This window comes from Nostoc sp. FACHB-892, assembly GCF_014698795.1.
GTDB lineage: Bacteria > Cyanobacteriota > Cyanobacteriia > Cyanobacteriales > Nostocaceae > Nostoc.
In genome coordinates, this window is the sequence record NZ_JACJTR010000043.1 from 1 (window position 1) to 16,053 (window position 16,053).

The 16,053-nt window shown below is 40.0% G+C and carries 8 protein-coding genes; 2 read left to right on the forward strand and 6 right to left on the reverse strand.

From position 1 onward, the window contains the following. Positions 1-439 precede the first annotated feature (439 nt). The 6 genes from H6G96_RS32410 to H6G96_RS32435 all read right to left on the reverse strand — a co-directional run bounded on the left by H6G96_RS32410 (position 440) and on the right by H6G96_RS32435 (position 4,131). Positions 440-760 (reverse strand): dihydrofolate reductase family protein, encoded by a 321-nt coding sequence (locus H6G96_RS32410; protein WP_190917329.1) that lies wholly within the window; start codon positions 758-760, stop codon positions 440-442. A gap of 21 nt (positions 761-781) precedes the next feature. Next, positions 782-1,609 (reverse strand): hypothetical protein, encoded by an 828-nt coding sequence (locus H6G96_RS32415; RefSeq protein ID WP_190917331.1) that lies wholly within the window; start codon positions 1,607-1,609, stop codon positions 782-784. Between the two features lie 5 nt (positions 1,610-1,614). After that, positions 1,615-1,776, reverse strand: a complete 162-nt coding sequence (locus H6G96_RS32420; protein ID WP_190917333.1) for a hypothetical protein — start codon at positions 1,774-1,776, stop codon at positions 1,615-1,617. Positions 1,777-1,780: 4 nt separating this feature from the next. Further along, entirely contained in the window at positions 1,781-2,293 is a 513-nt protein-coding gene (locus H6G96_RS32425) for a hypothetical protein (RefSeq protein WP_190917335.1), read from the reverse strand. Positions 2,294-2,721: 428 nt separating this feature from the next. Beyond that, complete coding sequence (locus H6G96_RS32430; protein ID WP_190917336.1) at positions 2,722-3,627, reverse strand: MvdC/MvdD family ATP grasp protein; 906 nt, start codon at positions 3,625-3,627, stop codon at positions 2,722-2,724. Positions 3,628-3,828: 201 nt separating this feature from the next. Beyond that, positions 3,829-4,131 (reverse strand): hypothetical protein, encoded by a 303-nt coding sequence (locus H6G96_RS32435; protein ID WP_190917337.1) that lies wholly within the window; start codon positions 4,129-4,131, stop codon positions 3,829-3,831. Positions 4,132-4,405: 274 nt separating this feature from the next. Between H6G96_RS32435 and H6G96_RS32440 the strand changes: the two genes are divergently transcribed. Continuing rightward, positions 4,406-4,783, forward strand: coding sequence for an SDR family NAD(P)-dependent oxidoreductase (locus tag H6G96_RS32440; protein ID WP_190917338.1), 378 nt, complete (start codon positions 4,406-4,408; stop codon positions 4,781-4,783). A 290-nt stretch (positions 4,784-5,073) separates the two neighbouring features. Continuing rightward, positions 5,074-16,053, forward strand: a complete 10,980-nt coding sequence (locus H6G96_RS32445; protein WP_190917339.1) for a DUF4347 domain-containing protein — start codon at positions 5,074-5,076, stop codon at positions 16,051-16,053.

The following is a 16,053-nucleotide window of genomic DNA, read 5'->3' on the forward strand; positions in this document are numbered from 1 at the left end:
TCCTGATTTTGGTGCAACATTGGCTTTACGCCTATCGAATGCAACGCATACTGTAGACCCAAAACAAGGAGGCTCAATTCTCTGGACAAGAGCTAGAGATATTCTCGTCAAATTAAAATCTCATCTGTAGCTCATATAAGGTATTACACGTTACCATTCTGTAGCATTTGCCCTGTGTTAGCCCCAGAATATAGAGTCAAAGGTAATGGTTCTTAATTTTACAAAGTATACAATTCGTATTTTTAGCTGTTTTAAAAGACAAACTAGGCGGGATTCGCTTTTTGACAGAAGTTGAGTTTTGAAGTGGTACGCATAGCACCACCTCAACAATTTAGAAACAAAGTTCATCGGCGTTATGTGATGCAGCAACAGGTTATTGACGGCTGAGGCTACTGGAGTTTTAGCGGATCAACAGAACTATAGAAGCTCAATAACTTAATCACTTCACCCTGTAATGGAGTAACACGACTCCGTTTTCATAAATATTGCTGTTGGCAAGTTCTAAAGCAGTTTGCCCTATTACTCCAGAAAAAAGTGAAATGCCTGAACCCATCAAAAATGGGTTGATTTTCAGGATTAACTGATCAATTAATTTGTGAGCAAAAAGCGTTGTGGCTAAATCTGCCCCACCACACAGCCAAATACCCTTAAGAGTTTCGCTCTTGAGACTCTTGACTAACTCAACAGCATTTTCTGAAACAAGTTCAACATTCTCATCTGGGCTTTGGAGCATAGTACGTGAAAAGACATACTGTTTCATGTGTGAGCCCTAGCTATCTAATTAGTGTTTCAGGGCTTGAGACTTAAGCACAGTAAGAAGTTCCGTATGTTGATCAACCAAAGCTTGTATTGTGCGAACTGGATGACGATGAAGGCGATGTTTTTGTTGACGGGGTGCTTCTGCCAAAGCTAATCTGCGACGTTGAGTGTTGTATTCCGCTACAGGCACTTCCCGAATTTGTGTCAGCAGCATTTCTTCACTTTCGGCTAAGAAAAGAACTTGATATTGCCCACAATCACGTAATTCGATAGTTGATTTTCGCCCACTAATACGCCGCTGGTGGCGACGTAAATTGCTGAACATAGGTTCCATTTTGAGATTATCTGGTGGCAAACCAGGAATGTCATAGCAGTGCAATAAATCAGTACCGTATTTATGCCAGAGTTTTAGTAGCTTTTTCTTCAAGGCAAACTGTGCAGGATTTTGTTGAGGGTCAGGCTGAAATTCCTTTAATAACTCTTCCATTTCACGCCGAATCTGAAGGCTAGTTAAGGGGAAACTATTAGTTTGTGTAATATCAGTTACATTATCTGCGTTATGTTTCGAGTTTTCAGTGTAGCGTAAACAATCGGCAATTCGTCGCAACCACTGGTGTGTTTCTTCTAAGTCGGAGGCTACTAAACGATTGCTGCTTAAAGCTTGGTCAACCCATACTGACAACACAGACAAATAATCCGTATCAATTTCTTGACATGGTAAACTACGTAGTATCTGTCCAATAGTTTCTAATTGCTGGTAGCCGCTTAAACCGCCCCAGCGAAAAGGTTTGCGACTAGTGCGATTGACACAATCCCGAATCGCAGCCCGAATCTGGGATTCGATTGCCATTAACTCTATGTCTCGTGACAAATAGGGAATTCCTGAAAAAAAGGGGTATTGCCTTGCTGCTGTTCGGAGCTTGGATATTGGGGTCTTTCGGAGTACTCAGGGACTTTTGGTATTCCATCTAAATCTGCTTTTAACTGTTGTCGTAGCTTTGTATCTGCTGGTAGCACCGCTTCACTTAAATTGTTGAGAAAGTGGGCCGCGACTTCGTTGATGTGGTGCATCTGGCCAACTTGAATTCATGGCAGTAATAATCGCTGATTCTCCGTCTGATAGGGTTGCCAGCACTTTATATCGTAACTCCTGATATGGTTGCAGCCACTCAATTAACCCGGATGCCTGTGCCTGTGGCAACTGAATTGCACTGACTGGTATACCACTTAATACTTCATATAATACGTATAATAAAGTCCCGTGACCTTCTGGCTGTAAAGCATCGATTGCCCAAATCAAACCACCATGTTCAATGGCTGTGGCAGCTAATTTCTCCTGCGTATGTGCAATTGTTCCACCCAACAGTGCCAGAAATTGACGGTATAACTTGCCTACATTACTCTCGTTAATTTCAACACCCCGCTGGTTTAATGAGTGTTGAATTTCTACCAACTGTTGATGCTCATGTTCATGTTGCCAACCAATAAATGCCAGCACGTCTAGCCCATAGGTACTGTAAGGCAGACTGTACAATAGCTAGCCAGTAGCGTAGTAATGTTTACCAAAATGTGTGCAATTGGGATTGGTACATTCTTTACTCTTACCTGCCACAAACACTGCACCATCCATTGTTTGAACAGTTTTACGCATATGCCTTGATCTACGTAGTAATAACTCTGTCCCACAATGCACACATTCGATGAGCGAACATTCTAAAATTATTCGTTTGGCATTACTGAACTTTCTATGAGGGCGATGGCTCGGCAACTTTACTCTCACTAATTTTTTACCGTTGGTAGGTGCAATATCAGCTTACTTGTTTTGTATACCAATTAGATAGCTAGGGGTTTGGGTTAACAATGAATAGCGGGTGTACGTCTGTGGTATGTGATTGGTTGGTGGCGGTGTAGGTCAGAGTAGTTCACTGTTCCATCGAATGATTAGCAGCATTCTTACCAGAGCTACTGCATTAATAGCCTAACTAACTCTTGAGTAATGGGAAAACCTGTTTTTTCCTCAAAATGTAAAAACATTGGACTGGGGTTTGCTTCGAGGAAAACATATTCACCACTAGGTTTTAGACGCCAGTCAATGGCTGTCCACTCCAGCATCAATACTTTAGCAATGTCTAAACATTGCTTTTGAACCGAAGAGGGCAGGTCTAATGGAATCAATTCACTTTTTTCGTCTAGGCGAAAATCTAACTGACTAGTTCGAATCTCAGCAGCATAAATTGACTCACCAATTACATAGCTACGAATATTAGTACCAGGAATATATTCCTGTATTTTTACCGGAGAAATTTGTAGGGCTAAACTTAATCGCTTTGGGTCTAGATGCTCTGCTGTTACTAGTTTAGTATATGTACCTCCATAAACAGGCTTAAAGATAGCTTTATCTAAAGATTCAGTAAAGTAAATAATTTGTTCTGGATCGTTACTAACAAGAGTCTGTGGAATTGAAACCCCTATATTGTTCACCATACTCAGTTGTAGAGGTTTTTCTTTATGAAGCTGGTATGCTTGCCAGGAATTTACCCAACGCCCCCGACAAGCCTGCATGAAAGAGCGCAGAGTGCCCATTGAATCATTGATAGCAATATCCTGTTGCTGAGAATTGTTTAAAGACGGCACATAAACACCAGAAAAACTTCGCCAGAAAACACTATGTATTTCTCCAATTTCTAACTTACCTCCTTCAGGTAATATTAAACTTCCTGCTTGTGTTTTTGGTTCCCAAGATATTTTTAATTGAGTTGGGAAAGAATAAGTATCGAAATAATCTGCTCTCGCTCCCGCCTTAGTAAGAGCTTGCTGCATAGCTAATGCATGAGCATCTTGAGAATTACCTAAAATTAAAATGTTCATTTCTAAATAGTAATTTTTTAGAAAAATAATTCCTCAATAACAATACTTCGCCAAAAAATTGGCGAAGTATTGCGACAAAAGTGCAGCATAATATATGGAATGCTGCGTTCCGTATATTATGATGTCATCAATCAGCTAGATTTAAAGCAGTTATTCAAGGTTTTAACCCAAAAATTTTTGGGTTAAGAGCGACCACCTTCTTCAAGAGCGACACAAGTCCCCACCACCTTCCTCGCCCAGAGCTAGGGTAGTAGCCGTACCACCTTCTTCACCTACAGCTTTGGTAGTAGCCGTACCACCTTCCTCGCCCAGAGCTAGTGTAGTAACCTTACCACCTTCCTCGCCCAGAGCTAGGGTAGTAACCCTACCACCTTCTTCACCTATAGCTTTGGTAACAGTTGCAAAACCACCACAAACTTGATTGGCTTCGTCATCGCTTAACGCTGTAATCTTTAAATCAATAGATTCGAGTTCAGCAATTTTTAGATCAAATGGATGTTTCATAATTCCTTATAAGTAAGCAGTCCAAAATAATTGATTTTTTCTGGCTACGTTATAGTCAGTCACAAACTGTTTGCATAGTAGCTATCAACTTGTTAGTTATAAATAATGCAAAAAGTTACATAACTTTATAAAGAAGGCAGTGCTTTGAAAGTCCGGAAGTATAAAAGTTACATTAGTAGTACGTCCAAATAGTACAGAGGTTTTCTTGTTGTGCCTGAAGCAGTGTTGAAAGGTCGTGTTGCCCTAGTTACAGGTGTAAGTCGGCGTAAAGGAATTGGAGAAAGCAATCGCGCAACGATTAGCAATGTTGGGTGCAGACGTTTTCATTCACTCTTATTCACCCTATGATGCTACTAAAACGTGGGGAGCCGATCCTGATGGGATTTCTGCATTGATTGCTTTGCTTCAAAAGTATGGTACTCGGATCGCACAGGCCCAAGGAAATTTTCTCGATCCTGCTGTACCAGGTCAAATTATGGGTACTGCGGTTCAAACATTTGGACACATCGATATTTTGATTACGAATCATGCTTACAGCAAGATGGGAAATATAGAGCAACTGACCACAGCAGAAATTGATACGCAAATGCATATTAATGTCCGAGGAAAAGCACCTGGGTGTAGACGAATGACGGCTACTGTTGAAGTTTGAGGCTGTAGCTGTTTAAGAAATAAGTGGGTTTCGATGTCCACTCTTCAATCTAATATTTAAGCAATTACACTGAAATGTTTTTATTATTACGTGTGCTATCTTGCTATTGAAGTTATTGCGTATAAAAATAATTTCAATATTTTTATACAGTTTAGCAAGCTGTCTAAAATATTAAAAGCCAGCTTTTATGTGCGAGTTTTAATAATTTTATTTAACATTACCTAAAATTGCTAAAACTCGCAAAACCAATATTAATTATAGTTCTTCTTTATAGGTAAAATTAAAAAAATATGCAATATACAACAGTCATATTTATTGATAGCAACATCGAAGAATCATTTATTGATTTATTAAAACAAACAGCTACAAACAATATAAAAATTATTTTTCTCAATCCTAATGTAAATGGAATTACTCAAATTACTGAAACCTTAAAGGAATACTCAAAATTAGAAAGCATTCAAATTTTTTCACATGGCACTGTAGGAAGTTTGCAGCTAGGTAATCTAGAGTTAAACACTAGTAATATCAATGAATACTCCCAACAATTACAATCCTGGAACAAAGCATTAAGTCAAGATGGCGATATCTTACTCTTGGGCTGTAATGTAGCAACAGGAGAGCAAGGCAAAGAATTTGTAGATAAACTGAGCGAATTGACTGGTATAGACATTGCAGCATCAGATGACTTAACAGGAAGCGCAAAGTTCAATGGAGATTGGGAATTAGAATACACCACAAGTTTAATTGAAGCACCTTTAGCCTTTCAAATAGAGGTACTAAAGACCTATACAGGTGTGTTAGCTCAAATCAAAGTTAAAAATACAAACGATAGTGGCATCGATAGCTTGCGACAAGCTATTTCCCTTGCTAACAGTACTGCTGGTGCGGATGAAATTATTTTTGATATCACAGGTACTATCACTTTATCGAGTACTTTACCTGCAATTACTGACGATCTAAAGATTGATGGCGATAATAAAATTACTATTAATGGTAATCAACAGCAAATTTTAACAGTTGGTAACGGAGCAGATATTACAATATCTGACCTAACCCTAACAAATGGTCTTGCCAAAGGTGGTGATGGTGGCAGTGGTGGCGGCGGCGGCTTAGGAGGTGGTGGGGCTATTTTTATAAATAATAACTCCTCTGCGATCGTCAATAACGTCACCTTCACTAATAACCAAGCTAAAGGTGGTAATGGAACCACAGGTGCTTCTGGAGGAGCTGACGAAAGAAGTGGAAGCACCGGCGGTTCTGGAGGACGTCTCAACACTAGTGGTTCTACCTCATATTACGCCAGTATTTCTAATCCAGGAGGAGGAGGAAACGGAGGAGGTCTTCAACAAGGCGGTAGTAACGGTGGTAGTGGTGGCTTTGGTGCTGGCGGTGGTGCTGGTGGTGGCGGCGGCGGCGGTGATAATGGCAATGATGTTGCTGGCAATGGCGGTGTCGGTGGTAGTGGTGGTTTTGGTGCTGGTGGCGGCGCTGGTGGCGGTGGCGGTCGTGATATAGATAATGTAGGTGCTGACGAAAATGGTAGCGGCGGTGCTGGCGGTGCTGGCGGAGAGTTTGCAGGCGGTGGTTCTGGAGGCTATGGTGCTGGTGGTTCTGGCGGAGTTGGTGGTGGTGGCGCTGGTCTTGGCGGTGCTATTTTTGTCAATGATGGCTCTAAATTGACTTTGATTGGTGCAAGCTTTAATAACAATCAAGCTACAGGAGGGACTGGGGGAAATAATGGTCAAGGTTTAGGTACTGCTGTTTTTGTTCGTAATGGCGCAACACTTAACACACTGGATGTAACCCTCAACGGTAACACTATCTCTGGGCCGAACACACCACTTTCTCGCCCTACAGTTAGTATTACTCCCGTCGCTATTACACCTTCAGAACAAGGATTGGTTGCTGCACAGTTTAGAGTCAGTCTTTCTACAGCTCTTCCGACCAACTTAACTATCAACTATACTCTCAGTGGTAGTGCCACAGCTAATAAAGACTACACACCATCAAGTAGTATTGTTATCCCTGCCAATAGCACTAGTGCTACTATTAGCATCCCAATTCTTGAGGATCAATTCTACGATCCAAATGAAACTATAGTTGCTACCTTGGCTCAGGGAAGTTTTTACAATATAAACTCATCCCAAAGCACAGCTACGCAAACAACTATAGATAATGATCCTAAAGTCATCAGTGTTACAGGTTCGCAAACCGTAGAGGGTGGTAATAATAGCCAATTTACGATTACCTTAGATAGACCTGCTCCTGTTAACGGCTTAAATATTCGATACAAAATTGGCAATGGTTCAGCAGTATTCAAAGAAGATTACAAGCTATTCATTCCCGACTCGCTCAATCCGGGCCAAGAAATTGAACTACTAAACTCTACAGATTTCATTACTATACCTGCGGGTAGCACAACATATAACATCAAGGTTGTCCCCATCAACGATCGCATTCTAGAACCGACTGAAATCATTATCTTGGAAATTGTCGAAAATCTGCAAAACGGTGAACTGCAAGATTACGGAATTGAACCAGGTAAAGGTCAGACCAGTATCAACATTCTAGATAACGAAATTGAACCAACCATCTCTGTTAAAGCAGGAAATCAACCTTCAGAAAATAACTCCAACTTAGGAACATTTGAGTTTACAGTTAAATATCTTGACCAAAATGGCAATCTTTTAAGTAATAACGATCCCAGAATTCCTGAATATTACATTGATAAGAATGGCAACCTGAGTAGAGATATTGTCATTGAATATGATTTAAATGGCTCTGCCATCCGAGGAGCAGATTACCCTTTAGTCAAGCTAGAATCTCTGATTCGTAACGACGAGTATAAGTCTTTATTAAAAAAGACAGTAGCCATCACTCCTGAAAACGACTTTATTGATGAAGATGTCGAAACAATTAATCTGAATCTCAAACAAGCAATTCTATCTCGTCCATACTACAACCTTAACAGCATTGAGTCTAACGCCGCTCTCTCAATTGAAGATAACGACACCGCAGGAGTTGTGATTTCTCCAGCGAGTGGAAATACCAGCGAACAGGGAGATCAAGCTACATTTACTGTCCGCCTTGCTAGTGAGCCTACTTCTCCTGTCACCATCAACTTTTCTAGTTCTCATGCCAACGAGGGTAATACTACCGTCAACTCCATTACCCTTGATAGTAATAACTGGAATCAACTGCAAACTATCACAATTCAAGGCGTTGACGATACAGTTCCAGATGACAATCAAAACTATACGATCCAAACTAGTATCACTACTAACGATCCAAAATATCAAGTAATTGATCCGCAAGATATCGCACTGATTAACTTTGATGACGATAAACCAAATATCCTAATTCGCCAGTCGGATGGTAGTACAAAGGTGAGTGAAGGTGGAATCACAGATAGCTATACCCTGGTTCTAACTCAGAAGCCCACCGAAATTGTTGAAATTACTATTAGCCCTGAAAGTCAAGTTGATTTGGGTACTGGAGCGGGTGTTCCTATTGTCCTCACTTTCACCCCGACTAACTTTAGTACTCCTCAAACTGTTACAGTCAAAGCAAACGACGATCAAGATTTAGAATTTACTCATCGTAGCGTTATCAGTCACGCTGTTCGCAGCAGCGATTCAGGATACCGACAACTTCCTGTTGGTAACGTGAATGTCGAGATAGAAGATAACGAAAAAATCACCGTTAATGCTAAAGCCATTGGTAATGGTAGTGAAGAAAGCGGTATTCCGGGAGTAATTGACTTTATTCTCGATCAACCTGCACCAAGTCAAGGCTTTAAGATTAATTACACCATTACAGGCGCTCATCCCACCAGTCCTAATGCAGCGACTTCTGGCATAGACTTTTTGCCCTTAACAGGTACTATTCAAGTTGATCCTGGTGCTACAGGTGCAACTCTTAATATCACTCCTATATTTGACATACTATCAGAATTACCATCTGAAGATGTCACCATCTCAATTGCTTCTGGTGATGGATATATAGCAGGACAGTCTAATACTGCAACCATTCAGATTACAGATGATGACGTTCCAGGATTGAGAATTATTCAATCTGGTACAACCACTGAAGTTTTTGAGGGAGGTCTAACAGATACTTATCAAATCTATCTCCTAAGCCAACCAACTGCTGATGTTACGGTCAATTTTTCCACTTCTCCTAATGGTCAACTAGCCCAAATCAATCCTATTACCTTTACTCCAGAAAATTGGAAGCAACCGCAAACTGTTACTGTAACTGCAATTGATGACGGTAAACTAGAAACTACTAATCAAAATAAAGCTACTATTCAACATTCTGTCAGCAGTTCTGACCCCACCTACAACACAGGAACAGTGATTAATGGACAACCCATTGCTGGTGTTTCTGTAAAAATTTCCGATCCCATCCTTGATTCTGGGGAAGTGGCCGATGTTTTCGATCAAAGCCTTAGCTTTTTGGAAGATTCGTTCAACAGCGGATTTTTTAAAACTGAGTTACCAATCTTTGGCTCGCCAGGTAATTTAGGAACTGACTTCATCAAAAGCTTCAAAGATGGACTGGTCAATGTTATCCGGGGAGTTTCTCAGCTAACTCCAGAAAAGCTCCAAAAAGTTATCGAAAAAGAATTAGGCTCAAAATCTTTTGAGCTAAAGAACGTTAACGTCAAAGCAGATCAGGAAGAAGTTTATTTTGGATTTACTTTAACGGACACATACAACCTTCTAAATGAACCTATTAAGGCTAATTTAGGTTTACCTGCTTTAGGTGTAAAAGTTGATGGACGATTCCAATCAGCTTTTAATTGGCGATTAGATTTAGGTTTAGGCTGGAATAAAAAATTTGGTTATTTTATAGACACCGAAAATACAGGTATTCAAGGGAAACTGAATTTAGGTGTTGATCCTAATTTTGCAGCACAGGGAAATCTAGGTTTTTTACGTTTAGATTTGAAAAATGATAATCTCAATTCAACTCAAGGGAGAATTGAGTTTGATTTAGGTTTCAATGATGTAGACAACTATGGTACTATCAAGTTTCTTGATGTTGATGAAGATGGAAAGTTTGAGAGTATAGATCCTTATGTCCTCATTAACAAGTTTGGAGATTCTCCAACGATAATAGGTGAAGAACTGGGTAAAACTTATCAAGGTATTGGGGTTCGGTATGTTGATTCAAATGATAACTATCGACTAGATCAAGGCGAACCCTACGTTTCTTCTAAGTTCAATCCTCTATTTGCTGTTTCTGGGTTAGGGCTTGAAGGTTTAACCAAAAATGTGCTTTTTAATAATGGGTTGGATCAACAAGGACAACCTCATCCTAATCCAAGTAAGCTTGATTTAGATAATAATGGTGAGTACGATCGCTATATTGATTTAGATAACGATAAAGTATTCGATCCAGGTGAACCCTACTCACTAGATGCAACAGGTGAGACTTTTACTATCAAAGAAAGCGATTTAAAGTGGGATACTAGCGTTGAATATGGTACAGTCCAATTCATCGATCTCAACAAAAATGGTATATTTAACCAAAATGAGCCTTTTGTAATTAATCAAGGTGAGTTCCGCTTTATAGACTTAAACGGTAATAGAGAGAGAAATACAACTTTAAGTCTTGACGAGCCTGTCTCTTTTCAAAACAACGAATTTGTTACTATCCCTGGAATACCATCTGACAGCAAGAAAATTTTTACATACTATACAGATGGTGGCTATTTAACTTTTGATGAAATCAAGCAGGCAATACTAAAAGGCAAAAAAACTGATTTATTAAATATTTTCGTGAATGCCGATGTTAACCTTGGGTTAAAGGCAAAAACTAGCATTCAAGGCAACTCCTCTTTCCCTTCAGTTTTATTTGATTTTGCTGGCAACTTCCCAGTCTTAGCTTATAAAGATGGTAAGCTAACAGGCCCTAAAGTACCAGAAATTGCTTTCAATAATATTCAGCTAGATGCAGGAACGTTTGCTAGCAATTTTGCTAGACCGATTGTACAAACAATTGATAAATGGATCAACCCAATTCGACCAGTTATTAACTTACTACAAGCAGATACCAAAATATTTTCAGCGTTAGGGCTGGCTTCTGTATTTGATCGCGATGGAGATGACAAGGTTAGTGTTTTAGAAGTTGCAGAATTCTTGAAGAGGTTAGAAAGCTTTGGTAAGTCTTCTGGTATCGGTACTAAGTTCTTTAACTCGATAGTACGGTTTGATAGGCTAATTGATACTATCAAAGAAATTTCTCAGCAACAGCAAGAGCAACCTATTTTAATTGACTTAGGTTCTTATAAATTACTTGGTGGGATTGACGTTACAGACCCGGACAAGCAGGATGAAGAGAAGAAAACTGAACCTACGAAAACGGCTCCTAGTGCTGATGACCAACTTAAGGGTGCGAAAAACTCTACATCAGTAAAAGTGGTTAAGGGATTCACTGGAAATCCCGATTTTAGCGTTCCTCTGTTGACTAATCCTAGTACTGTTGTTGATTTGCTGTTTGGTAAAGATGTTCCTCTGTTTGCCTTCGATCTCCCATCTCTTGTTTTCGACTTTAGTGTTAGCAGAGAGTTCCCTGTCTTTTGGCCTGTTTCTGGCCTTTTAGGAGGAGGCTTTAGTGTTGCAGCTGACTTAGCCTTTGGTTATGATACCTACGGTTTCCGTCAGTGGTCGTTCCAAGATTTTGCGCCGCTACAAGCTTGGCGAGTTTTTGATGGTTTTTATGTGAGCGATCGCGCTAATGCTGATGGTACAGGTGCAGATGTTAATGAACTCACCGCTAGAGCTTATATCGAAGCTGGAGCAGGTTTAAATTTTGTTGCCATTTCTGGCTACGTCAAAGGTGGTTTAGAAGGTCTTTTGGGTGTTGATTTAATAGATGGTGGTGAATTAAATGGCACAAGTGATGGACGGATTCGCCCTTCAGAATTAGTTCCACGCCTGTCATCGCCTTGGGAACTCTTTCAGCTTTCTGGCGCACTTAACGTTTTTGTAGCCGCAGAAGTTAGATCGTTTGGTGCTAAAGTCTGGGAAAGACGGTTAGCCACGTTTAACTTAGCCACTTTTAGTGTTGGACCAAAGGGTAATTCTGCGGGAACAGCTTTTGATGGTGATGTAGCTGCTGCTTATGTCTTTTTTGATAGTAATTTGAATGGCGTTCTCGATTCTACCGAACCTTATACAATCAGTAATGCTGATGGTACTTACAGTTTAGACATTGCTTTAGCCCAGTTTGACATTAATAGTAACGGCAAGATTGATGCTACTGAAGGCAATATCATTGTTGTGGATGGGATTGATACCTCAACGGACATTACTCAAACCACACCTCTAATCACTACACCGGAAGCAACCGTTGCTAGTCCGCTAACAACCTTGGCGGCTAAGATTGCAGATATGAAATTAGACTCAGCCGCAACCCAAGTCAAGCAAGTCATGGGATTACCTGCTAGTTTCAACCTGTTTGACTATAAATTCTCAGACCTTGACATTCCTACATTATCAAAGTTAGGTCAATTACAAAATCTACTTATTTATGCAACTTCAGAAATCGCAGCCGCCACAACCACCCAAGAACCTCAAGCTATAGCTACTATTGCTAATGAAGTTTTAGAAGTGATCGTTGCTCGTATTCAGAACAATATCAATCTCAACTTGAGCGACCAAGCAACAGTAAAAGTAATACTCCAAGAGGTACTATTTAGCCGCAACATCATATTGGATGGTATTCAAGTTGAAGCGATCACATCTCAAATTAGTGGGGAAAATCAGACTATTGTCGCAGTTACTAATAATACTCAACTAACTGCTGAACAACAGCGTCAACAAATTATAGCTGAAATAGCACCAGCCGAATTAGCTGGTGGTTTTCAAAGCCTTGCACTTAAACCTTTATCGGCACTTACTCAATTAGTTGCGGATACGCTAGATACAGTAGGCGCTCAATCTCAAGTCCAAACTGCTTTAGGACTACCACGAATAGATATATTTAACTTTGATCCCTTTGCAGAAATTGCTAATGGCGATCCTTCAGGCAATGGTTTAATCGTCTTTGTCAAACAGACAGTAGTCCAAAATACTATTGTGGCACTAACGCAATTACTCAGTGGGCATTTGGGAATAGATGTTAGTAAGGTTTCTTATCAAGTCATTGATGCTTTAATTGAGCCTATTAAGAACAATCAGTCTGTCGATCTTAGCAATATCAGTTTTCTCACTGCAATTATTCAGACATTGGCTCCTAACTTAGCAGTAAAAAATATTAATGGTGTCGCCCAAATCCTTACTCAAGCCAATCAACTACCCACTACCATCGTTAATAATACCAGTTTGTCTCTAGTAGAGAAAACAACTCAAATCACTCAAATTCAAAAGGTGATTCAAGGTGAAGTTGCGGCAGATTTAAAAGCTGTAGGAACTGGTACAAAGTCCATTAGCGAAGCAATTGCCGAAAATACAGGCAATGCTTTAACTAACCAAATTACAGCCGCAGAAGTTAGCAATCCTGCCTTCAAAACAGATGAAAATACCCTAACTACCATTACCTCTCAAGAAACGCAGTTACAACTTAACGTTCTCAACAAACCAGAAAATACATCATTTGCAGTCACCAAAGTTTTTACTTCCAAAAACGGAACAGCCACACTCAACCAAGACGGGACAATAACTTACATTCCCCTTGCTGGTTTTCTGGGAGAAGATAACTTTTTCTATGTTGCTAGTAACGGCACAAAACTCATTAATGGTAGTGTAAATGTCACCGTCTATACCAGCTTCGCTAATCAAGCGGATAAGACCAGAATTTACACGGGTCCTGACGATGATTACATTACTACAGGAAATGCAGATGATTTCATTAAAGATGCTGGTGGCAAAAATTACATTGATGCTGGTGAAGGTAATAATGTAGTTTATAGTGGCGCTGGAGACAGCGAAATTCATACAGAGAGTGGAAACGATTTTATCCAAGCTCTGGCAGGGAATAACGTTATTTTTGCTGGTGATGGCTTAAACAATATCACCACTGGTGCTGGTGATGACAAAATAACCAGTGGTAACGGTAATGATGTCATTAACGCTGGAGAGGGTGACAATACTATCGATGCTAGCGATGGCAATAATCTGATCACTACCTATGGTGGTAACGACCAAATCATCACAGGCAACGGTGATGATTGGATTGGAGCTGGTAATGGCAATAATACCATCCGAGCAGGAGATGGTATGAACGTCATCGCTACAAATGCAGGCGAAGATAAGATTTATACAGGAAGCGGCAAAGATATTATCAATTCTGGCGCTGGCAATGATGTCATTAGGACTAATGCAGGAGACGATGACATTAATGGCGGTGATGGCAATGACTCCATCTTTACTGGCGATGGCAACGATATTATTACCCCTGGTGGTGGGAATAACAGGGTATTCACGGGTTTAGGAAAAGACACCATAACTCTAGAAGTGGGCAAAGGTGTAACAAAGATTTATCAATTTGAAGCAGGAGTAGATCAGATTCAAGTATCTGAAGAACTACAAGATCAATTGACCTTCACTCAGGGTACAGAGAAAGAAGCTAACAAAACATTTGTTAAGGTTGGAGAAGAACTCATAGGTATTATCTATGAACCCAATAAAATTAAAGTAGAGATCGATCCACAAGATCAACAACTTCTGAGCGATGATTCTCAAACACCTGCACTAGTAATTGACGAACTGACAACTCAATACTTTGAAGATGAAATTGCCGAGCCGATATTTAATTTCGATGAGAAAGACTTGAAAAAGCGAGCGCTCAAAGATTTGACGGCTACAGACATCATCAACTTTAAGGTGATACCTAATCCAGTACAAACAAACGAGGATTTACAGCAAAAAATTCAAGGAGGGATCAAACAAAAGCCTGTGAAGGTAATGTTTAAGTTGCCTGATGGTCTTGAGGATATAGCTGTGAATACGATTCTCCAACGTCGGGCAGATGGTTCTCTCTACGACTTCCGCCGCTTGTTTAATCCTCAACGAGGGTTATTGGATGACGAACTGCTGACTGGAGGAATATTACAAGATCGAAATCTTGACGGTAAGCCAGACTGGGCAGTGGTTTATCTCCAAGATGGTGAATGGGGTGATGAAGATGGTTTAAGCAATGGTGAAATTGCAGCCTCTTTAGTTGCAGCTAACTGGGATTTAGGAACCAGTCGGATGGAAGTTCGTTCTGGGCAAGATGGCTTAAACTTTTATGGCAACCGCAGTTTTGTGCAGTTCTCCCTAAATCAGTTCTCTGGGGTTGAAGCTTCAGAAATTGGGATGGCGCGTGTTCGTTTTGGAGACAGTGGGCAAATTATTGAGGTTAATGGCAAAGCTGTTGGTTCTGTAGAAGAAACAAAACAAGAGATTATTAATTTTGGAGAGGTGATTTTTAGCACCTTAACAAATAAGTCTCGCAATCCTGATTTTGGTACTCAAACTCATACTATTGGTTTTGAAGAAGGCGAGCAAGTGGTTTTCTTCGAGATTCAGGGTGGTACAAAAGATGAATTATTTGCTAATGGCTTTAATTCTAAAACTGTGCAGTTTTCGCTGTCGAGTCTCAATAATGGAGCAGCAATTTTTACAGGTAGTAGCGATGAACGTGGACAAACAGCTAAAATCTCTTTTGCTAGTTTGTCTGAGATCAATGCAAAAATTCTAACTAAGGAAGAAGTACAGCCTTTATTAGGTCAGTTAGCAATCACTCAGAGTCAGGGAAAATTGATTGACCTCAAATCTTCAGGTGCTTTTGACGAGCAGCAGGTCATGTTGCAATTTTCACTGCACCGGGAAGCTGCAAATAACAATTCTGCCTACCTCTATCGAGTTGATAATCCCAATGGTGCAATTAAAGACTCACTGACTGGTATGGTACTTGACCCCACAGCTAATCTTAATAATGAACAAAGACAACGTTACTTACAATTAGCCATTGGCGATCGCTTGTTGAAAGATGTACAGTTTCAAACTGGTAACTTCGTAACTACACAGGTTACTGCATCCTTGCAAGGTGGTGAATACTATGCACCATTTTTAGTATCTAATGGTACTTTATCTAGTATTGGTAACGATTTTGACCGTATTCTTATGCCCTATATCGGTATTAACAGCGATCATATTGACCATATTCGCACTTTAGGTAATAACGTTTTTGGTTTTGAGGACATAGTTAGTGGTGGAGACCGTGACTACAATGACATGATTCTGTCTATTAATAAAGTTCAGATTATGGTTTAG

Bases quoted from the DNA above. Each gene is read 5' to 3' on its own strand.
- H6G96_RS32410 (WP_190917329.1), bottom strand. From the start codon at position 760: ATGAAACAGTATGTCTTTTCACGTACTATGCTCCAAAGCCCAGATGAG.
- H6G96_RS32445 (WP_190917339.1), top strand. From the start codon at position 5,074: ATGCAATATACAACAGTCATATTTATTGATAGCAACATCGAAGAATCA.
- H6G96_RS32430 (WP_190917336.1), bottom strand. From the start codon at position 3,627: ATGAACATTTTAATTTTAGGTAATTCTCAAGATGCTCATGCATTAGCT.
- H6G96_RS32415 (WP_190917331.1), bottom strand. From the start codon at position 1,609: ATGGCAATCGAATCCCAGATTCGGGCTGCGATTCGGGATTGTGTCAAT.
- H6G96_RS32435 (WP_190917337.1), bottom strand. From the start codon at position 4,131: ATGAAACATCCATTTGATCTAAAAATTGCTGAACTCGAATCTATTGAT.